The organism is Streptomyces sp. NPDC097981 (assembly GCF_040302565.1).
GTDB lineage: Bacteria > Actinomycetota > Actinomycetes > Streptomycetales > Streptomycetaceae > Streptomyces.
The window spans coordinates 29,215-50,758 of the sequence record NZ_JBEORW010000025.1; the positions used below are offsets into that span (position 1 = coordinate 29,215).

The window sequence follows — 21,544 nt, forward strand, 5'->3', positions numbered from 1 at the left end:
TGCGGAGGACGACCGGCCCGGTCGGGACACCGAACAGCACGCCTGCGCGGATCAGCCGGCTGCGGCGTCCTGCGGGGCGCCGTGGCGTCCGTCGCCCGGTTCGACGATCCGTCCGTCGCGCAGCTCCACCACGCGGTCGGCAAGTTCGATCAGGTTCTGGTCGTGGGTGGCGACGAGGACGGTGACGCCCTCGCTGCGCACCACCGCGCGCAGCAGCTGCATGATCGAGCGGCCGGTCTCGGAGTCGAGCTGGCCGGTCGGCTCGTCCGCGATGATCAGGGCCGGCTCGTTGGCGAGGGCGCGGGCCACGGCGACCCGCTGCTGCTGGCCGCCGGAGAGTTCGGCGGGGCGCTGTTCCATGTGGTCGGCGAGACCGACCAGGGCGAGCAGGGTGCGGGCGCGCTCCTCGCGCTGCTGCGCCGGTACCTTGCGCATCCGCATCGGGATGCCGACGTTCTCGACGGCGGTCAGGACGGGGATCAGCCCGAAGGACTGGAACACGAAGCCGATCCGGTCGCGGCGCAACGCGAGGAGTCCGGCCTCGTCCAGCACGGCGAGATCGGTGCCGTCGACCTCGACCGTGCCGCCGGTCGGGGTGTCGAGACCGCCGACCAGATTGAGCACGGTGGTCTTGCCGGATCCGGACCGGCCTTTGAGCGCGACGAGTTCGCCGCGGCGAATCTCGAACGACACCCCGCGCAGCGCGTGGACGGCCCGGGGCCCGCTGCCGAAGCTGCGGCGGAGGTCGTTTGCCGCCACCATGGCTGCTGCCGTGTCGTTCTGATGATGCGTCATGGTCTGGACTCCCCCTGGAATCGGCCGGCGGACTCCGTCCGGCGCCCCGCCGTTTCGAATTTGCTCATCCGTCACATCGTTCGCGCAAGTCCCTTCCGTCGCGCTTTCGAATCTGACAGCATCGTCCGCTATCCGGTACCAACGGTCCGGATGGGGGAGGAAAACGGCACATGCTCGGCTTCGTCGTGCGCCGGCTCCGGGGGCGGCTGCCGCTCGCCGCCGCCGTGCTGCTGACCGCACTGATCACCACGACCGTGCTGACCGCACTGCTCGCGTTCAACCGCGACGTGGGCGAAGCGGGGCTGCGCCGGGCGCTCCAGGGGCCCGGCCGGACCCGGACCACCGTCCTGGTCGCGGGCGAGCATCCGGCGGCCGCGCGGGGCAAGGACGACGAGGCCGTACGGGCCTTAGCCGACGAGGTGTTCGGCCGGCTGCCGGTCACCGTCGAGAGCGTGGCGCGCAGCCGTTCGTACGGGCTCCCCGGCCCGCGAACCCCTGGCCGGGACGCCGACCTGACCCTGCTCGCCGCCCTCGCCCGGGACCGCGTACGCCTGCTCGCCGGGCAGTGGCCCGAGCCGGCCGCCGCGCCTGGCGGCCGGGTGCAGGCGGCCGTTCCGCAGGCGGCCCTGGCCCGGCTCGGACTGTCGCCGGGCGCGCTCCCCGCCGAGGTGAGCCTCGACGACCGGTACGGCGGCCCCCCGCTCACCGTGGTGGTCACGGGCGTCTACCGGGCGGCCGACCCCGGTGCCGCGTACTGGCGGCTCGACCCGCTCGGCGGTCGCGAGTTCCAGACCGGCAGTTTCACCACGTACGGACCGCTGCTCGTGGACGACAGCGTCTTCGGCGCCGGCGGGCTCGTGCAGAACAGCCGCGACTCCCTCCTCACCGCCGACTTCGCCACCGCCCGCATCGCCGAGACCAGGGCGGTCCGGGCGCGCGCCGGCGGTGCGGCGGACACCCTCACCGCCGCTTCGGGGCTCCACGCCAGGACCGAACTGCCGGACCTGCTGGGCGAACTGGAGTCCGCGCTGCTCGTCGCCCGGTCCACACTTCTGGTCGGCGCGCTCCAGCTCACCGTCCTGGCCGCGGCCGCTCTGCTGCTCGTCTCCCACCTCCTGACGGACCGCCAGCAGACCGAGAACCTGCTGCTCACCGCGCGCGGGGCCGCACGGCGCCGGCTCGGGGCCCTCACCGCGGCCGAATCGCTGCTGCTCGCCCTGCCCGCCGCCGTCCTCGCCCCCCTGCTCACCCCTCCGCTGCTGCGGCTGCTCGCCGGTTTCGGCCCGCTGTCAAAGGTCCCGCCGGACGGCTCCGGGACCTGGCTGCTGTGGCCGGTCGCGGCGGGCTGCGCCCTCGCCTGCGTCCTGCTGACCGCGCTGCCCGCCGTACTGCGCGGCGCGGTGGCCGCGGCCCTGCGCCGCACACGCGGCCGCGAGGTGCTCGCCGCGCGCGCCACCCGCTCCGGGGCGGACCTCGCCCTGGTGGCACTCGCCGTCCTCGCGTACCAGCAGCTGTCCGCGTACAACGACTCCGGACCCGGGACGGGCGGTTCCCGGGGCCCCGGTGCGTCCGGTGCGTCCGGTGCGTCCGGCGTGCCGGGCATCGACCCGGTGCTGGTCGCCGCGCCGAGCCTCGCCCTGTGCGCCGGCACCCTGCTGGTGCTGCGGCTGCTGCCGTACGCCGCCTCCCGGCTCGGCGGGCGCATCGCGGCGCGCGGGCGCGGACTCGGCCCGGCTTGGACCGGCTGGCAGCTCGCCCGGCGGCCCGGGCGCGCCACCGGCCCGGTGCTGCTCCTCGTCCTCGCCGTCTCCAGCGGGGTCCTGGCCCTCGGCCAGCAGACCGCGTGGTCCGCGTCCCAGCGCGACCAGGCCGACTTCGCCACCGCGGGCGGGCTGCGGATCTCCGGCACCGATCTGGCGGCCATGGGCCAGGGGGGCCGGTACTCGGCGCTGCCGGGCGGCGAGCGGGTGATCCCGGTGATCCGCGAACAGCAGGAGCTGGTGGGCGGGGCGACCGGGGAGCTGCTCGCGCTCGACGCCGCGGGTGTGGCCGAACGGGTACCGCTGCGCGCGGACCTGCGCGACGGGCGCCCGATGGCCGGCCTGTTCGCGCCGCTCGCCGCTGACGCGGGCCCCGCCGGTACGCACGGCATCGCGCTGCCCGGCACACCGCTGCGGATCGACCTCGACGTGACGGTGCACGCCCGACAGGCCGGCAACCCCCGTATCTCGCTGCTGTTGCGCGACCGGTTCGGGTTCACCTTCCGGACGCCGATGGCGGCGCTCCCGGCCGACGGCGGGGCGACCGTCTCCGCGCACCTGGACGCCCTGACCGGTGCCCCCATCGGCTCCGCCGCCATGCCGCTGAGCCTCGCCGGAATGACGGTCGCCTACTCCGCCCTGATGCCGGAACCCGGGGACATCCGGCCCGCCGAGGGGGAGTTGTCCGTCCGCCGGATCGCCGTATCCGACAGCACGGGCGGCGCGGCGGTCCCCCTCCCCGCGTCCGCGACGGCCGGCTGGAGGCTGTCGGCGCCGACGCTGAAGGACGGCGTCGCGGGCGAGCAGGTACCGGCCGCCGCCGACGGATCGGAGCTGCTGCGCATGCGCTACCACGGCGCGGCCGACGCCCTGGACGGCGTCAACGTCACGCTGACCCCCGCCGGCGTGCCGCCGGCCGCCACGGAGCTCCCCGCCCTCGCCACCCCCGCCTACCTCGGGGCCGTCGGTGCCAAGGTGGGCGACACGATCCCGGTCCGGTTCGGCGGGGCGGCCCTGCGGGTCCGGGTGACGGCGTCCGTGAACTCGCTGCCCGTGGCCGGGAACACTGCGCTTGCCGTCGATCTGGCCTCCCTGGGCCGGACGTTCGCGGCCAACAACGGGCGCGAGCTCCCGCCCCCCACCGAGTGGTGGCTGCCGGCGGCCTCCGCCCACGACCCGCTCCCCGCGCGGGCGGCCGCCGAACTGCGCTCCGGCGCCGGCCGGCAGAAGGTGCAGCTGCGCGAGGAGGTGGCCGCCGAACTGCTCGACGATCCGCTGAGCGCGGGCCCGCAGAGCGCGCTGGCCGCCCTCGCCGTGGCCTGTGCGGCCCTGGCCGCGATCGGCTTCGCCGCCTCGGCCGCGGCGTCGGCGCGGGAGCGGACCCGGGAGTTCGCCGTGCTGTCGGCGCTGGGTGCGCCCCGGCGGAGCCTGGCCCGCACGGCTGCCGCCGAGAGTTTCGTACTGGTCGGCCTCGGCAGTGCCGTGGGTGTGGGCCTGGGCGCGGCCGTCGTGCACCTGGTCGTGCCGCTGATGGTGCTGACACCCGCCGGCCGGCGGCCGCTGCCGCCGGTCCTGGTGGACCTGCCGGAGGGCCGGACGCTGCTGCTGGCCGCCGCGATCGCCGTGCTGCCGCTGCTGTCGGCCATGCTCGGCGGCCGACGTGACCAGAGCGGCCGGGGCGTTGCAGCCCGGCTGCGGTACGTGGAGGAGATATGACCAGCCCGGCCACACCGGCCACCGCCGCGGCGCCGCCGTCCCCGCCCGGCCCGCAGGCCGGCGCCCGGCCCGGGTCCGCTGTCCGCCCCGCGCCCTGGGTGCGGACCCGGCTGCGCGCGGCGCCGCTGACCGCGCTGCTCGCCGCCGCACTGGCCTTCGTCACCGTACTGCTGTCGGCCGCGCTGCCGCGCGCCCTGGACCGCGGCGCCGACCAGGCGCTGCGCTCCTTCCTGCACGACCGCGGCGCAAGCGCGACGAGCGTGCTGGTCACCTCCCCCGCGCAGGACGCCGCGCAGGGCCCCGAGAGCCTGGACACCGCGCTGGCCACCCTGCTCGCACGGACCGGCCCCGGGTACGGCATCGCCCCGAGCGGTCCGGTGTACGGCACCCGGGGCGTCAAGCCGCGCTCCCTCGACAACCCCGAGCTGGCCCGCCCCGAGAAGGTCTCGCCGATGCTCCACCTGATGCACCTGCACGGGGCCGAGGAGCACGTACGCCTGGTGGAGGGGCGCTGGCCGGGCGGCGGGACGCCCGACGGCCCGGTCCCCGTGGCGCTGCCGCAGAAGACCGCACAGACCCTCGGCGCCAAGGTCGGCACGGTGCTGCGGACCTCCTCCGGCACCCCGGACGCCGTCGACGCCGAGGTCGTCGGCCTCTACACCGCGAACGACGAGGCGGACGTCTTCTGGACCGACCTGCCCTGCCCCACGCACGCCTGTCAGCGGTACACCCGCGCTCGCCTGCCCGAGATGTACTGGGAGGGCTCCGCCCTCGTCGGGCCGGACGCGCTCGGCCGGCTCGGCGCGTGGGGCGGGCAGGCCGAGGAGTTCTGGCGGCTCCCGGTGGACACGGACGTGCTCCGTGCCGATCAACTGGCCACCGTCGGGCACCAGATCGCGGCGTACATGACCGGCCAGACCGCCACCCACCTGGCGCAGGACACGGGCCGGCCCAGGCTGCGGATCAGTTCGGGGCTGCCGGCTCTGTTCACCCAGGCCCGGGCCCGGCAGGCGGCCGCCGCGCCGCTCGCCGCGATCGGCCCGGCGGGCGTCGCCGGGGTGGCCGTCGTGGTGTTCTGCCTGGCCGGTGCGCTCACCGGGGACCGGCGGGAGGCCGAGCTGCGGCTGCTGCACGCCCGCGGCGGGTCCCGCCGCGGCATCCTGCTCCGCCTGCTCGGCGAGGGCACGGTCACCGTCCTGCCGGCCGCCGCGCTCGCGACCGCGCTGGCCGTACTGCTGCTGCCGACCCCGCGGTGGACGGCTACCCTGCTCGCCGCGTCGGCCGCCTCGCTCTTCGCGCTGCTCGCCTTCCCCGTACGGGCCGCCGTGGCGCTGTCCGCGCGGCGCGGCCCGCGCCCCCGGCGCCGGGCGGCCGGCGAGCTGCTCGTCCTCGTCGCGACCGCCGCCGCAGTGTTCGAGGTACGGCAGCGCGGGGTCGCCCCGGCCGGGGAGGGCGTGGACCCGCTGCTGGTCGCCGCCCCGCTGCTGCTCGCCCTGTGCGGCGGCCTGGTCCTGGCACGGCTCGCGCCCGCCCTCGTCGGCGCGCTGGCCTGGGTCGCCGGGCGGCGGTCGGGGCTGGTCGGCTTCCTCGGTCTGGCCCGGGCCGCACGCGGCACCGGCAGCCGGCGGCGCCCTTCGGTGCTGCCGGTGGTCGCCCTGCTGCTCGCCGTCACCACGGCCGGTTTCGGGGCCGCCGTCCTCGCCACCGTCGACAGCTCGCGGTCCGAGGTGGCGCGGTGGAACGTGGGCGGCGACGCGCAGGTCGCCGCACCCTACGGGGACGTCCTTCCGCAGACCCTTCTCGACGGCGCCGCCCGACTGCCCGGGGTACGGCTGTCCGTACCCGTGTGGACGGACGACGACGCGTTCGTCTTCGGCACCGACCAGGGGTCCACCAAGGTCCGGGTGGTCGTCGCCGACCCGGTGGCGTACGCGGGGCTGGCCCGCGCCGTGGGGTGGGGCGAGTTCGATCCGGCGCGGCTGGCCTCCGGCAGCCCCGGCACGCCCGTACCCGCGCTGTTCAGCCGGGATTTCGCACGGCTGGCCGGCTCCGGCCCCCACGAGCTGCGCCTCGACAACGGCGGGTCTCTGCCGGTGAAGACGGCGGGGGTCGTCGACGGTACGCCCGCCCTGCCGGGCGTGGGCGGCTCCTTCCTCGTCCTGCCGGCCGGCCCGGCGACGGCGACGGTCGCCCAGACGACCCACCCCAACCGGTGGTTCGCACTCGGCTCCCCGGACCGGTCCGCACTCGACGAGCTGGTCCGCGCCGCGCCCCGGGGCCCGACCACCGAGGGCTGGGCCGTGCACACCAGCGCCGCCGAGCGCACCCGGCTGGCGAACGATCCGCTGGGGCACGCGGCGGGCCGGCTTTTCTGGACCTCGGTGGCCGGTGCGGCGGGCCTCGCCCTGCTCGCCGTCCTGCTCACCATGGCCCGGGCCGCGCCCGAACGGGCCGCGCTGCTCGCACGGTTGCGGACCATGGGCCTGCGGCCCCGGCAGGGCGTGGCGATCATCCTCACGGAGGCGCTGCCGCAGGCCCTGGCCGCCGCGGTGGGCGGCGCCCTGGTCGCGGCGGCCGCCGTGGCCCTGCTGGGGCCGGCCGTGGACCTGTCCGCGATGGTCGGCTCGCCTTCGCACACCGGCGTACGGCTCGCCGTACGGCCCGTGCTGACGCAGGCCCTGGGCCTGGCCGGCCTGGTCGCGGCGGCCGTGCTCGCCGAGGCGGCCCTGTCCGGGCGGCGCCAGATCACCACCGAGTTGAGAGCGGGAGACCAGCGTTGAACAGCGACCAGCCGACCTACGAAGAGCTGCGACGGCAGGCTCTGGCCGCCGCCGAGCCCCGGAGAGCCGGGGCGGGGACCGCCATCGCCTGCGACCGCCTGGTCCGGATCTTCAGCAGCGACGGCATCGAGGTGCAGGCCCTCCAGGGGCTGGAACTGACCGTCGCCCAAGGCGATCTGGTGGCCCTCGTCGGTGCCTCCGGCAGCGGCAAGTCCACACTGCTCAACATCCTGGCAGGCCTGGACGCCCCCACCGCGGGCACCGCGACCGTCGGCGGCTACAACCTGCTGGAGATGTCCGCGAAGGACACCCTGCGCTACCGCCGCGAGGCAGTGGGCTTCGTCTGGCAGCAGACCGCCCGCAACCTCCTGCCGTTCCTGACTGCCGCTCAGAACGTGGCAGTGCCACTCCAGTTCCGGGGTGGCCCGCGCCGCGGCGCGGCGAAGCGGCACGCCGCCCGCGTCGGTGAGCTCCTCGAAGCCCTCGGGATCGGCCACCTCGCCGACCGGCGCCCCGCCCAGCTGTCCGGCGGCGAGCAGCAGCGCGTGGCCATCGCCGTCGCCATGGCCAACAACCCGCCGGTCCTGCTCGCGGACGAACCCACCGGCGAACTCGACTCCGAGACGGGCGCCGCGATCTTCGAGGCGTTCCGCACCGTGAACCGCGAGCTCGGCGCCACGGTGGTCATCGTGACGCACGATCCGCTCGTCGCGGGCGAGGTCCGCCGTACGGTGGCGATCCGCGACGGCCGCACCAGCAGCGAGGTGCTGCGCCGCACGGTCACGGACGAGGACGGCGCGGAGTCGGTGAGCGAGCGCGAGTACGTGATGCTGGACCGGACCGGCCGCGTACAGCTCCCGTACAAGTTCCTGGAGGCCCTGGGCATGGAGCACCGCGTGGCCGTCGACCTGGCCTCGGACCACATCGAGGTGCGCCCCGACTCCGCGCAGGACCCGCAGGACCCCGACGCCTGAGCCCCGGCCGGCGAACGAACCGGTGGGCGTCACGACGCCCGCCACCCGTGTTCACATGCGGGCGGCCCGCCCGAGCAGCAGGGCCCGCTCCCGCGCGTTGTGCGTGAGCGAGGCCGCGCGTTCGAACTCGGCCCGGGCCTCCTCCCTGCGGCCCAGCCGCTCCAGCAGGTCGCCCCGTACGCTCGGCAGCAGGTGGTAGGCGTGCATGGCCGGTTCCCGGGACAGGGCGTCGACCAGCGGGAGCGCCGCGTCCGGGCCCTCGGCCATCGAGACGGCGACCGCCCGGTTGAGTTCCACGACGGGTGACGGGATCAGCTCCACGAGCCGTCGGTAGAGGGTGGCGATCGTCGCCCAGTCCGTGTCCTCGTAGCGGACCGCCTCCGCGTGGCAGCCGGCGATCGCGGCCTGGACGGAGTACGGGCCGCTCCCCGCGTGCCGCATGGCCAGGGCGCCGCGGCGGATCAGCATCCGGTTCCACTTGGACCGGTTCTGGTCGGCGAGCAGCACCGGCTCGCCGTCGGGGCCGGTGCGGGCGGAGATCCGGGAGGCCTGGAACTCCAGCAGAGCCGCCAGCCCGTGCACCTCGGGCTCCTTGGGCATCAGGGCGGCCAGCACCCGGGCGAGCCGGAGGGCGTCCTCGCACAGCGCGGGGCGGACCAGGTCGTCGCCGGCGGTCGCCGAGTAGCCCTCGTTGAAGACCAGGTAGATGACCTCCAGGACCGAGGCGAGCCGCTGCTCGCGGTCGGCTCCGTACGGGACTTCGAAGGCCACGCCCGCCTTGGCCAGGGCCCGCTTCGCCCGGACGATGCGCTGGGCGACGGTCGGCTCCGAGGTGAGGAAGGCGCGGGCGATCTCCCGGGTCGTGAGCCCGCCCATCAGGCGCAGGGTGAGCGCGATCCGGGCCTCGGTGGCCAGGACGGGATGGCAGGCGGTGAAGATGAGCCGCAGCAGGTCGTCGTCGATGTCGTCCGGTGCCGCCGGCTCGTCGGGCGGCGGCACGTCCTCCAGGGTCCGGCCGACCTCGGCGAGCTTGCGGGCGTACGTCTCCTTGCGGCGGACGAGGTCGATCGCGCGGTGCTTGGCCGTGGCCATGAGCCAGGCGCCCGGCTTTTCCGGGACACCCGACTCCGGCCACTGTTCCAGGGCGGCGACCAGCGCGTCCTGGGCGATCTCCTCGGCGATGCCGACGTCGCGCACGATGCGGGCGACACCGGCGATGATCCGCGCCGACTCGATCCGGAATACCGTTTCGACCGCCTGGGCCGTACTCACTGCTGTCACGGCCACCCATCAGAGCAGCCGTGACGAGGCAGGGCAAACTGGGCGCGTTCGCGGCCCGGTCAGGCCTCGGCGATCTGGCGCAGCTCGGCGCCGACCGTCCACTCCGCGGGGTGGATCTCCAGGAACCGCTTGGTCCACTCCAGCGCCTCGGCCTTGTCCTTGGCCTGGAGGATGGCGTAGCCGCCGACGACCTCCTTGGTCTCGGTGAAGGGCCCGTCGGTGTAGCTCAGCTTGCCGCCGGACCACGTCACCCGGGTCCCGTCGGCGGTGGGGAGCAGCCCGGCGGTGTCCAGCATCACCCCGGCCTTGGTGATCTCCTCCAGCAGCGCGCCCATGCGCTGCCCGAACTCCGGCGGGAACTCGGTGACGGCGGGAAGGCTCTGCTCGTCGATGCGGATCATGGAAAGGAAGCGCGGCATGGTGACTCCTCGGTCGGACGGACGGGGGCTTTCCCCGCCTCTCACTCCTGCGTCGAACGGGAGACGCCCGGATCGACAGCTCCCCGAGATTTCTTCGAAGAATCTTCCGGGCCCCTGCGGACCACCGCCGGCGGCGACACTCCGCTCCCGCGGCGGGCTCCGGCGGGGCCCGCCGGGCCGCTGACGCAGCGCCACCCGTCACGGGCTGTCGCCCGACCAGTCCCAGCGGTCCGGGTCCGCCGCGCGGCGGCGGTAGTGGGTGCGGCCGCCGGCTCCGTAGCGCCCTATCTCCGTGGGGAGCCTCGCCTCTTCGGCCAGCCGGGGCGGGCTCCAGCCCGTGATGTCCAGGAGGAGTCCGTCCAGCGGGCCGCCCACGAGTTCGCCGTAGACGTGGCCGGGGCGCGGGCCGGGGTCGGGGTCGTCGTGGTCGGCGCCGTAGACCCGGCGCCGGAGCATCCTGTCGTCCATACCGCCCAGCTTCACAGGCACCACTGACAACGGGCCCCGGGCCGGTGGGAGACGGCCCGCCGGAGCCGGCGGCGATGATGGGGGCCCGCCCGCGGATGACCCCGCGGATCGCGGACGGACCACTCGGGACACGAGAGCAGGAGCACCACCCATGGCACGTCGGGTACACCAGCCGCTGGAGAACCAGGAGTTCGACTTCATCCTCGGCATGGCCGGGGGGCCGGTTCTCGCCTACTTCATCGGGACCTGGCCCAAGGCCCTGGAGGCCTGCCGGGCGATGGACGCGGTCGTGGCCGAGGTCGCCGAGGAGTACGGCACGCGGCTGACCGCAGTCCGCACCGACATGACCCGCTGCCCCGGGCCGACCAGGCGTTTCGGCGTGGCCTGCGCGCCCACCGCGGTCCTCGTCAAGGACGGCGAGGCCGTGGCGAGCCGGGCCGGCGTGATGAGCCCCGCGGAGCTCCGGGAGTTCCTGGACGCCCACCTCTGAGCGGTCCGGCGGCCATCAGGCCGGGCGGGCCAAAGTGGGCTATCTGGCCGAAACTGGCATAGGTCAGATAGGTGCCTAGGGCATGTAATGGATTCCGGCGAGACGGACCCACGGAACCATGCTTACGAGGTGCTGCATGTCAGAGACCGTTGCCTTTCCCCAGGACCGAACCTGCCCTTACCACCCGCCCACCGCCTACGATCCCCTCCGCGAGGGCCGGCCGCTCTCCCGGGTCACCCTGTTCGACGGCCGCTCGGTGTGGGTGGTCACCGGCCACGCCGAGGCGCGCGCCCTGCTCTCCGACGGACGGCTCTCCGCCGACCGGCAGAACAAGGCCTTCCCCACTCCCACGAAGCGCTTCAAGGGCCTCCAGAACCGCCGCACGGCCCTGCTCGGCGTCGACGACCCGGTGCACAACGCCCAGCGCCGGATGCTCATCCCGAGCTTCACCCTGAAGCGGACCGCGGCCCTGCGGCCCGCGATCCAGGAGACCGTGGACCGGCTGATCGACGGCATGGTCGCCCGGGGGCCGCGGGCCGAGCTGGTCAACGACTTCGCCCTGCCCGTCCCCTCGATGGTGATCTGCGCCCTGCTCGGAGTCCCGTACGAGGACCACGAGTTCTTCGAGGGGCAATCGCGGCGGCTGCTGCGCGGGCCGGAGCTCGCCGACGTGGAGGACGCGCGGGACCGGATCAACGGCTATCTGGCCGATCTGATCGAGCGCAAGCGGACCGACCCCGGAGACGGGCTGCTGGACGAGCTCGTCGAGCGGCGCCTGGAGACCGGCGAGACCGACATCGACGAGCTGGTCTCGCTGGCCGCGATCCTGCTGATCGCGGGCCACGAGACCACGGCGAACATGATCTCGCTCGGTACGTTCACCCTGTTGCGGCATCCGGAGCAGCTGGCCGAGCTGCGCGCCGACCCGTCGCTCATCTCGGTGGCCGTGGAGGAGCTGATGCGCTTCCTGTCCATCGCGGACGGGATGCTGCGCGTGGCCACCGAGGACATCGAAATCGGCGGGGTCACGGTCCGCGCGGACGACGGGGTGGTCTTCTCCACCTCCGTCATCAACCGGGACGCGGCGGTGTTCGACGAACCCGACGCGCTGGACTGGCACCGGTCGGCCCGGCACCACGTCGCGTTCGGCTTCGGCATCCACCAGTGCCTCGGCCAGAACCTGGCCCGCGCCGAGATGGAGATCGCCCTGGGAACGCTGTTCACGCGGCTGCCGGGGCTCCGGCTGGCGGCCGAGCCGGACCGGATCCCGTTCCGGCCCGGGGACACGATCCAGGGCATGGTCGAACTCCCCGTGGCATGGTGAGAGGCATGTCGCCACAGCGCATCGACATCGACAAGGCCGTCTGCATCGGCGCCGGGCAGTGTGCCCTGACCGCGCCGGACGTCTTCACCCAGGACGACGACGGCTTCAGCCAGGTGCTCCCGGGCAGGGAGGACGGCAACGGCAGCCCGCTGGTCCGCGAGGCCGCCCGTGCCTGCCCGGTCGCCGCCATCCGGATCCGGGAGGGGTGACCGGCGCCCCCTCGGCGGGGGCCCGTACGGCTCAGAGCAGGGCTACGGCCCGGCGCTCCAGGGCCAGCGAGAGGTCCACGAGTTCGGCGCACTCGTCGAACAGGGCCCGACGCCGGCCGGCGTCGGAGTCCGGCTCGGCCGTACGGGCCAGTGCCGCCAGCGCCGACCAGTGCCCGGCGGACTCCCGCAGGAGCGAGGCCGCCTCCGCCCGTCCGGCGAGGTCGAGGAAGTCGGCGTAGAGGGGACGGGTGGCGCCGGGGGCGGTCCACTCCTCCTCCAGGCAGGCGTACAGCCGCCCGGTGCCGGCGCGGAAGAGCTCTGCCGAGCCGCCGAAGCGGCGCTCCCAGCCCGTCCTGGTGGTCTGGTCACGCAGCTGCGCGGCCAGCTTCTCCATCCCGGTGAAGCCGAAGTTGACGTCGAAGTGGCTGCCGAGCACCGGCCCGGTCATGCGGGTGACGGTCGCGGCGATCGCCCCGTCGACGTCGGGCTCGCCCTCGGGCGGCCCGGTGGGCACGATCAGCTGGTGGCGGCCCTTGCGGTGCGCGGTCCAGGCCTTGCCGAACTCCTCGCGGTCGATCCGGTACGGGGCGTCGGCCCCGTCCTCGATCAACAGGTCGTGGCCGTCGTACCCGGCGATGACGACGGTGTACGGGTCGGCGCCGATCATCTCCGCTTCGGTGTCGGCGTCGGCGTCGGCCGCGTGCCAGGGCAGCGAGGACCGGTCGACGACGCAGAAGGCGGGCTGACCGCCGTCGAGCGCGGCGCGCACCCTGCCCCAGCGGGGTTTGGTGGCGCGCGTGGCGTCGTAGGGGATGTGGAGGCGCCGCAGCGCGACCTGCACCCAGGGCTCGGGATGGGCCTGCGCCACGATCGTCGCGATGGGTGCGCGGCCGGCGTACTCGAACACGAAGTACATGAAGCCGATCCCGCCGGCCAGGCCCGCGATCAGCTCCTCGTCGTGGGCGCTGCCCAGGGCGTGGCGGATCAGGGAGGCCTCGCGGTGGCGTCCGGTCCCGAAGTCTTCGTACACGAGCACAGTCATGCGGTCAGCCTAGCGGCGCGCACTCAATGGACCCGACGGCGAGTTCCTGTACAGTTGTCCAGGAAATCTGCTCCACCCGGTCAAGGGGAGGTTGCCGTGCACACGGTCGCTCAGGTCCTCATCGGCGTCGTCGCCGCGTTGCACATGTACTTCCTGGTGCTGGAGATGTTCCTGTGGCAACGACCACCCGGCCGGGCCCTGTCGGGGTTCGACGAGGACCTCGCCCGCCGTACCGCACCGCTCGCCGCCAACCAGGGTCTGTACAACGGCTTCCTGGCCGCCGGCCTGGTCTGGTCGCTGGCCATCGACTCGCTCGCCACGCAGATCTTCTTCCTCGGCTGCGTGATCGTCGCCGGGGTGTACGGGGCCGCGACCGCCAATCGCCGCATCCTCTTCGCCCAGGCCCTGCCCGGCGCGCTCGCCCTGGGCGCGGCGCTGCTGGCCCGATGAGCCCCGAGGACCCGCGGACCGCCCGCACCAAGGCCCGGCTGCGCGAGAGCATCCTCGCCGAATGCGGGGACCGGCCGCTCGGCGAGGTCAGCGTCTCGGCGGTGGTCCGCCGGGCCGGGGTCGGCCGCGCCACGTTCTACCTGCACTACGAGGACCTCCCGGCGCTGGCCGTCGACGCGTGCGCCGATGTGGTGCACGCGGCGGTCGACGCCCTGCACGCCTGGCAGACGGAGCCCGGCGCACAGGCCCCGGCCCGGCCCCCGGCCGCGCTGGCCGCCTTCCTCGCCGGCGCCGCCGCGCACGCGGCCCTCTACCGCACCCTGCTCCTTCCGGGCGGCGGCGGGCCGCTCGGCGAGCGCCTCCACCGGGAGCTGCGGGCCCGCGCCCGCGCGGAGCGCGAGGCGGCCGGCGCCCCGCACGCCGGCCTGGTCGCCTCGGCCGTCGCCGCCACCTTCACCGGGGTCCTCGCCGACTGGCTGCACGACAGCGTCCCGGGCTCCCCGGCGGAGCTGGCGGACCACCTCTGGCCGCTGCTCCTGGCCCTGCACCGCACGGGCTCCCGGCCCGCCCCGTGACAGCCCCGAGCCCCGCCGGGGTAACCGGCGGGGCTCAAGGGCACGGGCTGGGCTCGTGAAGTGGCGTCAGCGGTTGACCACCCGCTCCGCCTGTGGGCCCTTGGGGCCCTGAGTGACGTCGTATTCGACCTTCGCGCCTTCCGCCAGCTCCTTGAAGCCGGTGGTCTGGATGGCGGAGTAGTGCACGAACACGTCGGGGCCGCCGTCGTCCTGCTGGATGAAGCCGAACCCCTTCTCCGAGTTGAACCACTTCACGGTGCCTGTAGCCATCAGAGCCGATCCTTCTCAACGTTCCACGCGGGCCACACGTGCGGTGCAGCCGTCTCGATTCTGCCCACCCGTCACGCAGACCACACCCCGGGCGCGGCCAACCGGGGACGGTTCGAACCTTTGGCCGTCCCGTACGTGCTGTGGTCAGGGCCCGGATCCGGCCGCTGGAACCCCACCCGTACGACGACACCGCGATCCACTACGGGGAGCACTTCACCCGGATGTTCATGCGCTGCTATCCGCAGCGGGCGACGACGCGGCGGATCGAGGCCGAGGGGCTGCTGCTGCGGCTCCCCGCGGTCCGCTGACCGGGCGGCCCGGGGCAGTGCGCACTCGTGTGGTGTGCACTCCCACGCCGTGCGCACTCATGGCGTCGTGGCCCCGATGGTAAAATTCGTCTTTTCACGTCTCACGGAAGGTTCTGCATGAAGAACCCGTCGGTTCACGGGCGTTTCGGCATCAAGGCCGGAGCCAAGGCAGGCCCCAGGGGCGGTGCGAAGTCGGGCGGCAAGGCTCCCCGGACCGCGCCCCTGCAGGGCGAGTTCGCGATGCCCGAGACGGTCGAGCCGGCGCTGCCGCCGGTGGCGGCGTTCTCCGAGCTCGACCTGCCCCGTGAGCTGGTGAAGACGATGACCGACCTAGGGGTGACGCAGCCGTTCCCCATCCAGGCGGCCACGCTCCCCAACTCCCTGGCCGGCCGGGACATCCTCGGCCGCGGGCGGACCGGCTCCGGCAAGACGCTGGCCTTCGGCCTGGCGCTGCTGGCCCGTACCGCGGGCCACAAGGCCGACCCGAAGCGCCCCCTGGCCCTGGTCCTCGTACCGACGCGCGAGCTGGCGCAGCAGGTGACCGAGGCACTCACGCCGTACGCGCAGGCCCTGGACCTGCGGATGGCCACGGTGGTCGGCGGGCTGTCGATCGGCAGGCAGGTGAGCGCGCTGCGCACCGGCGCCGAGGTCGTGGTGGCCACCCCCGGGCGCCTCAGCGACCTGGTGGGGCGGCGCGACGTCCACCTGGAGCGGGTGCGGATCACCGTCCTCGACGAGGCGGACCAGATGTGCGACATGGGCTTCATGCCACAGGTCACCGAGATCCTGGACCAGGTGCACCACGCGGGGCAGCGGATGCTGTTCTCGGCCACCCTGGACCGCAATGTGGACCAGCTGGTGCGCAGCTACCTGAAGGACCCGGTCTCCCACTCCGTCGACCCGTCGGCGGCCTCGGTGAGCACCATGGACCACCACGTGCTGCACATCCACTCCGCCGACAAGTACTCGGCGGCCACCGAGATCGCGGCGCGCGAGGGCCGGGTGCTGATGTTCCTGGACACCAAGCACGGCGTGGACCAGTTCGTGAAGCACCTGCGGGCCATGGGCGTACGGGCGGAAGGCCTGCACAGCGGCAAGTCGCAGCCGCAGCGCACGCGCACGCTCGCGCAGTTCAAGACCGGGGCCGTCACGGTCCTCGTCGCGACGAACGTCGCCGCGCGCGGCATCCACGTCGACGACCTGGACCTCGTCGTGAACGTGGACCCGCCGGCCGACCACAAGGACTACCTGCACCGGGGCGGCCGCACGGCCCGCGCGGGCGAGTCCGGCAAGGTCGTCACCCTGGTCACCCCGAACCAGCGCCGGGACATGGTCCGGCTGATGTCCGATGCCCGGATCCGGCCGACCACCACCCAGGTCCGCTCCGGCGAGGCCGCGCTGAGCCGGATCACCGGGGCCAGGCCCCCGTCCGGGGTGCCGCTGGCGGGTGCGGAGCCGACCGACGCCAAGGGCCGGCCCTCGGGCTCGGACCTCGGCTTCCGCGGGATGGGCACCCGTCCGGGCCGGCCGGGGGCGGGCAAGGAGTCCCGCAAGACCTCGGAGGCCCGCAAGCTCGCCGAGGCGCGCCGCGCGGCCCGGGTCCGCAAGGGCGGCTGACCCGCGGCGCGCACCGGAGCCACGGCCACCGACGCGCCGGTGCCGGCCCCCGGAAGCGGGGACCGGCACCGTACGTGTTTCCGGACGGGCGAGCCGGCGGTGCGGCGGGTCAGCCGCGGCGGCGCCGGCGCCAGGCCACGATCGCGCGGGTGACGACCGGTGGGAGCAGGTCCTTGGCCAGCCTGCGCCAGGCGGTGGCGACCCGCGGGCGGGGTCCGCTCTGGTGCACGGGCGCCACCGCGGGCTCGGGCGCCGGGCGCAGCGGCTTCGGGGGCGCCGGCGGGACGACCCCCTCGTCGCCGATCCGGACCAGGGACTGGCCAGCCACGACGTCCACCCCGTGCCACAGGTCCTTGCGGCCGTCCAGCCAGCCGAGCAGCGCCGACTGGTGGGGCGCCGGGTCGTCCCAGGTGGCATACAGCTTGGACGCCGACACGCAGATCAGGTGCAGCTCGCCGGTGGCCACCGCGGCCCACACGGCGGCGGCGACGCCGGGGCAGTGTTCGGAGCGGTAGTCGTCGAAGACGACGACGGCGCCCGGGGCCGCCACGACCCGCGAGGACGCGATGTCCTGGACGACGTGCTCGTAGAGGTGCGAGGCGTCGATGTGGACGAACCGGCAGCTCGCCGGGCGCACCCGGTCGGCGACCACGAAGGTCGGCGCCTGGATGACCGTGGGGAGGGCCTCGTGGAAGGCCAGGTAGTTCGTCTCGAACCCGCGTCGGGTGAGCGTGGGGTACGAATCCTGCATCTCGGCAAGATTGGAGTCGTCCGGCGCGGGCGAGTCGAAGAGGTCACAGACGGTGAACTCCTCGCCTTCCCGCAGGTACCCCCCGAGGAAGATCGCGCTCTTCCCCATGAACGCGCCGAGCTCAAGAAGATCGCCCGGCTTGTCCTCTTCGCCGTTCCGGTGTGTCAGGAACCAGTCGAAGAGCACCTGGTCGTAGCCCGAAAACCAACCCTTGACCTGGCTGTACGCGGTGGGTGGGGGCGGGGCCGGCTCGCCGTCGGGGGTGGTGACGGGAGCTTGGGAAACGTGCGACACGGAGAGCAGCCTCCAGTGAAACGGCATCGGATCAACGCTGATACCCGGCCAGGTAGCCAGACTTTAAGCCCCCGAACAGCCGTATGACGAGACTTTGTGCCCAGTGGACAGAACGACTGCCGCTGATTTCCCGTCTTGTTCCCGATTGACCACTTCTTCTCCTCGCCGACGCCGACGCCGACGCCGAGGCCGGGCCCGGCCGGGCCGCGTCGTGGCGTCAGCCCGGGAGGTTGCGGCGGTGCAGCCGCTGGGCGGCGGTGTTGCGCACGCGGCGGGTGCGGCCCGTGGCGGCGAGCAGGTCGAGGGCCTCGTACGAGGTCAGCAACTCGGCGGCGGTGCGCTGGCACCAGTCGGAGGCGGCCGTCAGCTCGGCCGCCGACCACGGCTCGCCGCGGGTGATCTCCTTGAGCAGGGTCCACTCGCGCAGCCGGCGGCCCGGGAAGGCGCGGGCGCCGATCGCGGCGCGCATGGCGCGGGCCCAGCCGGGGAACCGGGGGTCGGTCAGCAGGTGGGCGGCGCGGCGGTCGAGGTGGGTGACCACCGCGCTCTCGGCCATCACCGGGTCGGGATCGCCCAGGACGGCGGCCACGGCGTCCCCCTCGACGCCGGCGTCGAGACCGGCCGCGGTGGCCAGGGCGTCGAGGTGGCGGACGTAGCGCCAGTGGTCGGGCGCGGTGGTCGTGCCCTCCGCCGCCCGGCGCACCGGGCTGCCCCCCTGGCGTATCTCGTTCTCGCTTCTCCCCATGCGCCCCATTCCAACATGCCCGCGCCGACCGACCGGTGCGCGGGGTCGGCGGCTACGGCCGGGCGGTCCGGGGCACCAGCAGGGCCTCCGAGCCGACCGGGCGGAACCCGGCGGCCTGGAAGGCCCTGATGCTGCGGGCATTGCCCGCGGCCTGCTGGGACCAGACCGGCCCTCCGTCGGGGACGAGGTGGCGGGCGGCCCGGGCCAGGTCCCGGCCCAGGCCCCGGTGGCGGACGCCCTCGTCCACCTCGATCGCCGTCTCCCAGCGGCCCGCGACGCCGCGGCCGAGTACGAGGACTCCCCCGTCGGCCGCCCAGACCCGTACGTCGTCGCGGCGGCGCAGGGCCCGGCGCACCCGGGGGTGGTCGGGGTCGGCGACCTCGCACAGCTCCAGCGGCGGGTCGCCGGGCAGCGGGCCGGCGACGGTGAGCAGGTCGATGGTGTCGGTGGTGCGGCCGGTGCGGTCGAGCAGGGCGCCGAGGAAGCGCGGGTGCATGGTGGCGGCCAGGCCGTCGCAGTCGAGGGCGGCGAGGGCGGAGTGCACCCACTGCGGGTCCTCGTCGGTGAACACCACGGAATGCGCGGTGAACGCGATGACGCCGGCGTCGCGCGGACTCGGCTGCGGCACCACGGTCGTCCCGCCGTCGGGCGGCGGGAACCGCCCGACGGCCGCCGCATCGAGGATCGCTTCGAGGGTGTGGCCCATGTCCGTCAGACCTGCCTGCAGGAGCCGGACGCGACGAGGCGTTTGCGGGGCCGGCCGAGGGCTGCGCGGTGGCGTTCGAGGGCCATGTCGGTGCTCCTGATTCCGTGGTCTCTACACATGATCTCAGGTGCGGCGTACGGCAGTTCGGCCGGGGCGACGGGCGGACGCGGCGGGCGGAGGGGGCCGGCTCCGGGCCCGCCCGCCGGTTCGCCCGTTCAGCCCCCGCGGGCCTCGTCGCCGCCGGGCTCCTGGCCGGAGCCCCGCTCCAGCTCGGGCAGCGGGGCCCCGGTCTCCAGCAGGGTCTTGAGGCTGGAGACGAGCATCGGCCAGGCCCGGCCGCACATGCCGATGAGGGTGCCGCCGGGTTCGAAGCCCTCGTGGAGGACGGTCAGGCGCGCGAGCGCGTCGCCGACGGGCTCGATCTCGTACGTCACCTTCGTACGCCGCTCCTGCGCCAGCTCGGCGCGCAGGTCCTCGGCAATCCCGGCGGAGGCCGCCCACTGCGGGGTGAAGGTGTGCCAGGTGTACGAGAGCCGGCGGTCGGGGACGCAGTCGAGGACCACCTGCTCGGGATCACTGGTCCGCGCCCCGCGCTCCACCCAGTCCATCGTCGATCCCACCGCCCAGTCGGTCTCGAAGCTCAGCCCCCAGTACCGCCGGGTGAAGGCGGGCTCGGTGAGGGCCTGCCAGACCCGGGCGGGATCGGCCTGGATGTAGAGGGTGTAGGTGATCGCGCTCTCGCTCATGCCCCCATGCTGCGGGACCGGCACCCGTGGACGACGGATTTCCCAGGTCGCGGCGGGGGCGGAGGGCTGCGCCGCCAGGGCTTCGGCGACCGGGTGATCCCCCGCCCGCCTGCGGACGGTCATTGGACGTGCAGTGCGACCGTGCAGATCCCGCGGCCCGCGGCAGCTGCGTTCCGCCACACGCGCAGGGGGCCGTCGGTGACGTGTTCGTCCCGGGCGCCGTAGTCCAGCCAGTCCCGGCCGGTGACGCGGGCCCGTTCCGCAGGGGTGAAGGTCAGCGCCCGCTCCACGTCCGGCAGCGTCAGGCGGACCTCGGCGGCGGTGAGCAGCACGTTCCCGCACCAGCCGGGCAGCAGCGCGGCCCGGGCCGGGCCGATGGCGTGGAACAGGGCGGCGACCGCGTACTCCTTCCTGTGCACGGAAACGAACATGTCCGCCGCGTCCGGTTCGGGATCCCAGAGGTCCTCCATCACATGGAACCCGGGGTCGCTGATGCCGTTGCAGAGGTCGTCGACGTGCTCGCCGGGCCGGGTCAGGGCCTGGAAGGAGTCGACCGCCTCGTCGTACGCCCGGTCGGTGTACCAGGTGCGGTGGTCCGGCAGCGGGGCGCGCTGCCAGGCAGCCCAGCGGCTCCGGGCCGCCGGATCCGTGCGGTCGGCTTCCAGGGCGGGGGCGAGCCGGGGCGCGAGCTCCGCGACGACGGAGTCGGAGTGGCTGCTGATCGACCATGCGCTGGTGAATCCCATGACGATCACGCTACGAGCGACCACTGACAGCGCCCTGCCGGGTCACCAGCGGGTGCCCTCCGAGGGGAGTTCGGTGAGCGGGGTGCGGGGCGGGGCCGGGAGGGAGAGGCGGGTGCGGGCCGTGTGGACCGCGGCGAGTTCCGCGTGGCCGGCCGGTCCCCAGTCGGCGAGTTCGCGGACCTGCTCGGGGGTCGCCAGGAGGCGCGCGTACGCCGGGTCCGCGGCGGGGGGCAGCCGGGTGAGACGGGCCGCGCTCCGGGGGTGGGCGGCCTCGTCGGCGTACCGGTAGCCGAGCGGATGGGCGTCGCCCGCGGCGGGCGGCGCCGCCGGGGGCGGGAGGTGGGCGGATCCGGTGGCCCGGCAGATCAGGAGCAGGACCCGGCCGTCGGGTGCGAACAGCCAGGCAGAGGGATCCCGTACGGGCAGCAGCGCGGGCACCGGGCCGGGGTGCCAGGTGCCGTGGTGCGGGGTGCGGCGGCTGCGCAGGGCCCCGAGCCGGTCCAGGGCGGTCGGCGAGGTGGGACGGCCGTCCTCCAGCAGGGCCGGGCCGCCGCCGTTGATGCGGGCGCGCAGGGCCGACAGGGCGCGGCGGGCGTCGCCGGGGTCCATCAGGGCGGGCAGGTCGGCCGGTTCGGCGAAGCCGACGCCGGTGACCTCCCGGGCCGGGAGGCGGATCTCGTCGATCCGGTCCGGGGTCCAGGTGCCGCCGTCGTACACGTGCAGGATCTCCCCCGGGAAGCGCATCTCGGGCGGGAAGCCGGGCGTGTCGGCCGGGATCCAGTCCACCGCGAGCCCGCTCAAGTAGCTGCCGTCGACGCCGAGTTCCTCCCGCATCTCACGGGCCGCGGCGGCCGACGGGGCCTCGCCCGTGTCCACGGCGCCGCCGGGCAGCAGCCGGTCGGTGCGGTAGTCGACGCTCTGGACGAGGATCCGGCCGTCGGTGTCGGTGACCAGGACGACGGCACCGGCCCAGAGCACGGCCCGCGAAGCCCCGTACTCCTGTGGGCTCATCCACGTGCCCGGCCCGTCTCCGGAATCGCCGGTCACGGCCTCGTCGGTCAGCTGCGGCATCGGAACT

Annotated in this window: 22 protein-coding genes; 10 read left to right on the top strand and 12 right to left on the bottom strand. The window is 74.6% G+C overall.

Annotation, left to right across the window (positions count from 1 at the left end):
- Positions 1-51 precede the first annotated feature (51 nt).
- Positions 52-795, bottom strand: coding sequence for an ABC transporter ATP-binding protein (locus ABTY04_RS23680; RefSeq protein WP_352215367.1), 744 nt, complete (start codon positions 793-795; stop codon positions 52-54).
- A gap of 170 nt (positions 796-965) precedes the next feature.
- Between ABTY04_RS23680 and ABTY04_RS23685 the strand changes: the two genes are divergently transcribed.
- From ABTY04_RS23685 to ABTY04_RS23695, 3 genes are read left to right on the top strand one after another with little or no spacing between them, the layout of a single operon-like run.
- On the top strand, positions 966-4,271 hold the full coding sequence (locus tag ABTY04_RS23685; RefSeq protein WP_352215368.1) for an FtsX-like permease family protein: 3,306 nt from the start codon (positions 966-968) through the stop codon (positions 4,269-4,271).
- Positions 4,268-7,051, top strand: coding sequence for an FtsX-like permease family protein (locus tag ABTY04_RS23690; protein WP_352215369.1), 2,784 nt, complete (start codon positions 4,268-4,270; stop codon positions 7,049-7,051). The genes ABTY04_RS23685 and ABTY04_RS23690 overlap by 4 nt, the downstream gene beginning before the upstream one ends.
- On the top strand, positions 7,048-8,025 hold the full coding sequence (locus tag ABTY04_RS23695; protein ID WP_502996704.1) for an ABC transporter ATP-binding protein: 978 nt from the start codon (positions 7,048-7,050) through the stop codon (positions 8,023-8,025). The genes ABTY04_RS23690 and ABTY04_RS23695 overlap by 4 nt, the downstream gene beginning before the upstream one ends.
- 51 nt (positions 8,026-8,076) lie before the next feature.
- Here the strand turns inward: ABTY04_RS23695 and ABTY04_RS23700 are convergent, their stop codons facing one another.
- The 3 genes from ABTY04_RS23700 to ABTY04_RS23710 form a co-directional block, all read right to left on the bottom strand.
- On the bottom strand, positions 8,077-9,297 hold the full coding sequence (locus ABTY04_RS23700; protein ID WP_352215453.1) for an RNA polymerase sigma factor: 1,221 nt from the start codon (positions 9,295-9,297) through the stop codon (positions 8,077-8,079).
- Positions 9,298-9,365: 68 nt separating this feature from the next.
- Positions 9,366-9,725 carry a YciI family protein gene (locus tag ABTY04_RS23705; RefSeq protein ID WP_352215370.1) on the bottom strand — a complete coding sequence of 120 codons (360 nt, stop codon included), beginning with the start codon at positions 9,723-9,725 and terminating at the stop codon, positions 9,366-9,368.
- A gap of 198 nt (positions 9,726-9,923) precedes the next feature.
- Positions 9,924-10,193, bottom strand: coding sequence for a hypothetical protein (locus tag ABTY04_RS23710; RefSeq protein WP_352215371.1), 270 nt, complete (start codon positions 10,191-10,193; stop codon positions 9,924-9,926).
- Between the two features lie 151 nt (positions 10,194-10,344).
- Here ABTY04_RS23710 and ABTY04_RS23715 point away from each other — a divergent pair, with 151 nt between their 5' ends.
- The 3 genes from ABTY04_RS23715 to ABTY04_RS23725 all read left to right on the top strand — a co-directional run bounded on the left by ABTY04_RS23715 (position 10,345) and on the right by ABTY04_RS23725 (position 12,216).
- Entirely contained in the window at positions 10,345-10,683 is a 339-nt protein-coding gene (locus tag ABTY04_RS23715; protein ID WP_352215372.1) for a thioredoxin family protein, read from the top strand.
- 136 nt (positions 10,684-10,819) lie between these two features.
- The gene (locus tag ABTY04_RS23720; protein WP_352215373.1) at positions 10,820-12,007 is read left to right on the top strand and encodes a cytochrome P450; all 1,188 of its coding nucleotides are present in this window, start codon (positions 10,820-10,822) and stop codon (positions 12,005-12,007) included.
- A 5-nt stretch (positions 12,008-12,012) separates the two neighbouring features.
- Positions 12,013-12,216: a ferredoxin gene (locus tag ABTY04_RS23725; RefSeq protein WP_352215374.1), complete on the top strand. Its 204-nt coding sequence runs from the start codon at positions 12,013-12,015 to the stop codon at positions 12,214-12,216.
- 31 nt (positions 12,217-12,247) lie between these two features.
- On the opposite strand, the gene ABTY04_RS23730 is transcribed toward ABTY04_RS23725, so the two are convergent.
- Entirely contained in the window at positions 12,248-13,258 is a 1,011-nt protein-coding gene (locus ABTY04_RS23730) for a BtrH N-terminal domain-containing protein (protein ID WP_352215375.1), read from the bottom strand.
- A 96-nt stretch (positions 13,259-13,354) separates the two neighbouring features.
- Here ABTY04_RS23730 and ABTY04_RS23735 point away from each other — a divergent pair, with 96 nt between their 5' ends.
- Entirely contained in the window at positions 13,355-13,708 is a 354-nt protein-coding gene (locus tag ABTY04_RS23735) for a DUF1304 domain-containing protein (protein WP_352215376.1), read from the top strand.
- Positions 13,705-14,283: a TetR/AcrR family transcriptional regulator gene (locus ABTY04_RS23740; RefSeq protein ID WP_352215377.1), complete on the top strand. Its 579-nt coding sequence runs from the start codon at positions 13,705-13,707 to the stop codon at positions 14,281-14,283. Before ABTY04_RS23735 ends, ABTY04_RS23740 begins: the two co-directional genes overlap by 4 nt.
- Positions 14,284-14,349: 66 nt before the next feature.
- Here ABTY04_RS23740 and ABTY04_RS23745 read toward each other — a convergent pair whose 3' ends face one another.
- The gene (locus ABTY04_RS23745) at positions 14,350-14,553 is read right to left on the bottom strand and encodes a cold-shock protein (RefSeq protein ID WP_352215378.1); all 204 of its coding nucleotides are present in this window, start codon (positions 14,551-14,553) and stop codon (positions 14,350-14,352) included.
- 140 nt (positions 14,554-14,693) lie between these two features.
- Between ABTY04_RS23745 and ABTY04_RS23750 the strand changes: the two genes are divergently transcribed.
- Both ABTY04_RS23750 and ABTY04_RS23755 read left to right on the top strand, forming a co-directional pair.
- Positions 14,694-14,861, top strand: coding sequence for a hypothetical protein (locus tag ABTY04_RS23750; RefSeq protein WP_352215379.1), 168 nt, complete (start codon positions 14,694-14,696; stop codon positions 14,859-14,861).
- Positions 14,862-14,978: 117 nt separating this feature from the next.
- Positions 14,979-16,478 carry a DEAD/DEAH box helicase gene (locus ABTY04_RS23755; RefSeq protein ID WP_502996705.1) on the top strand — a complete coding sequence of 500 codons (1,500 nt, stop codon included), beginning with the start codon at positions 14,979-14,981 and terminating at the stop codon, positions 16,476-16,478.
- Positions 16,479-16,587: 109 nt separating this feature from the next.
- On the opposite strand, the gene ABTY04_RS23760 is transcribed toward ABTY04_RS23755, so the two are convergent.
- The 6 genes from ABTY04_RS23760 to ABTY04_RS23785 all read right to left on the bottom strand — a co-directional run bounded on the left by ABTY04_RS23760 (position 16,588) and on the right by ABTY04_RS23785 (position 21,537).
- A complete protein-coding gene (locus ABTY04_RS23760; protein WP_502996706.1) occupies positions 16,588-17,523 on the bottom strand; it encodes a class I SAM-dependent methyltransferase in 936 nt (311 codons plus the stop codon).
- 217 nt (positions 17,524-17,740) lie between these two features.
- Positions 17,741-18,268, bottom strand: a complete 528-nt coding sequence (locus ABTY04_RS23765; protein ID WP_352215380.1) for a hypothetical protein — start codon at positions 18,266-18,268, stop codon at positions 17,741-17,743.
- Positions 18,269-18,320: 52 nt separating this feature from the next.
- Positions 18,321-18,974: a GNAT family N-acetyltransferase gene (locus ABTY04_RS23770; protein WP_352215381.1), complete on the bottom strand. Its 654-nt coding sequence runs from the start codon at positions 18,972-18,974 to the stop codon at positions 18,321-18,323.
- Between the two features lie 215 nt (positions 18,975-19,189).
- On the bottom strand, positions 19,190-19,720 hold the full coding sequence (locus tag ABTY04_RS23775; RefSeq protein ID WP_352215382.1) for an SRPBCC family protein: 531 nt from the start codon (positions 19,718-19,720) through the stop codon (positions 19,190-19,192).
- 119 nt (positions 19,721-19,839) lie between these two features.
- The gene (locus ABTY04_RS23780) at positions 19,840-20,466 is read right to left on the bottom strand and encodes a hypothetical protein (protein ID WP_352215383.1); all 627 of its coding nucleotides are present in this window, start codon (positions 20,464-20,466) and stop codon (positions 19,840-19,842) included.
- A 42-nt stretch (positions 20,467-20,508) separates the two neighbouring features.
- A complete protein-coding gene (locus tag ABTY04_RS23785) occupies positions 20,509-21,537 on the bottom strand; it encodes an NUDIX domain-containing protein (RefSeq protein WP_352215384.1) in 1,029 nt (342 codons plus the stop codon).
- Positions 21,538-21,544 lie beyond the last annotated feature (7 nt).

Bases quoted from the DNA above. Each gene is read 5' to 3' on its own strand.
- ABTY04_RS23680 (WP_352215367.1), bottom strand. From the start codon at position 795: ATGACGCATCATCAGAACGACACGGCAGCAGCCATGGTGGCGGCAAAC.
- ABTY04_RS23685 (WP_352215368.1), top strand. From the start codon at position 966: ATGCTCGGCTTCGTCGTGCGCCGGCTCCGGGGGCGGCTGCCGCTCGCC.
- ABTY04_RS23690 (WP_352215369.1), top strand. From the start codon at position 4,268: ATGACCAGCCCGGCCACACCGGCCACCGCCGCGGCGCCGCCGTCCCCG.
- ABTY04_RS23705 (WP_352215370.1), bottom strand. From the start codon at position 9,725: ATGCCGCGCTTCCTTTCCATGATCCGCATCGACGAGCAGAGCCTTCCC.
- ABTY04_RS23710 (WP_352215371.1), bottom strand. From the start codon at position 10,193: ATGGACGACAGGATGCTCCGGCGCCGGGTCTACGGCGCCGACCACGAC.
- ABTY04_RS23715 (WP_352215372.1), top strand. From the start codon at position 10,345: ATGGCACGTCGGGTACACCAGCCGCTGGAGAACCAGGAGTTCGACTTC.
- ABTY04_RS23720 (WP_352215373.1), top strand. From the start codon at position 10,820: ATGTCAGAGACCGTTGCCTTTCCCCAGGACCGAACCTGCCCTTACCAC.
- ABTY04_RS23725 (WP_352215374.1), top strand. From the start codon at position 12,013: ATGTCGCCACAGCGCATCGACATCGACAAGGCCGTCTGCATCGGCGCC.
- ABTY04_RS23730 (WP_352215375.1), bottom strand. From the start codon at position 13,258: ATGACTGTGCTCGTGTACGAAGACTTCGGGACCGGACGCCACCGCGAG.
- ABTY04_RS23740 (WP_352215377.1), top strand. From the start codon at position 13,705: ATGAGCCCCGAGGACCCGCGGACCGCCCGCACCAAGGCCCGGCTGCGC.
- ABTY04_RS23745 (WP_352215378.1), bottom strand. From the start codon at position 14,553: ATGGCTACAGGCACCGTGAAGTGGTTCAACTCGGAGAAGGGGTTCGGC.
- ABTY04_RS23755 (WP_502996705.1), top strand. From the start codon at position 14,979: ATGAAGAACCCGTCGGTTCACGGGCGTTTCGGCATCAAGGCCGGAGCC.
- ABTY04_RS23765 (WP_352215380.1), bottom strand. From the start codon at position 18,268: ATGGGGAGAAGCGAGAACGAGATACGCCAGGGGGGCAGCCCGGTGCGC.
- ABTY04_RS23770 (WP_352215381.1), bottom strand. From the start codon at position 18,974: ATGGGCCACACCCTCGAAGCGATCCTCGATGCGGCGGCCGTCGGGCGG.
- ABTY04_RS23775 (WP_352215382.1), bottom strand. From the start codon at position 19,720: ATGAGCGAGAGCGCGATCACCTACACCCTCTACATCCAGGCCGATCCC.
- ABTY04_RS23780 (WP_352215383.1), bottom strand. From the start codon at position 20,466: ATGGGATTCACCAGCGCATGGTCGATCAGCAGCCACTCCGACTCCGTC.
- ABTY04_RS23785 (WP_352215384.1), bottom strand. From the start codon at position 21,537: ATGCCGCAGCTGACCGACGAGGCCGTGACCGGCGATTCCGGAGACGGG.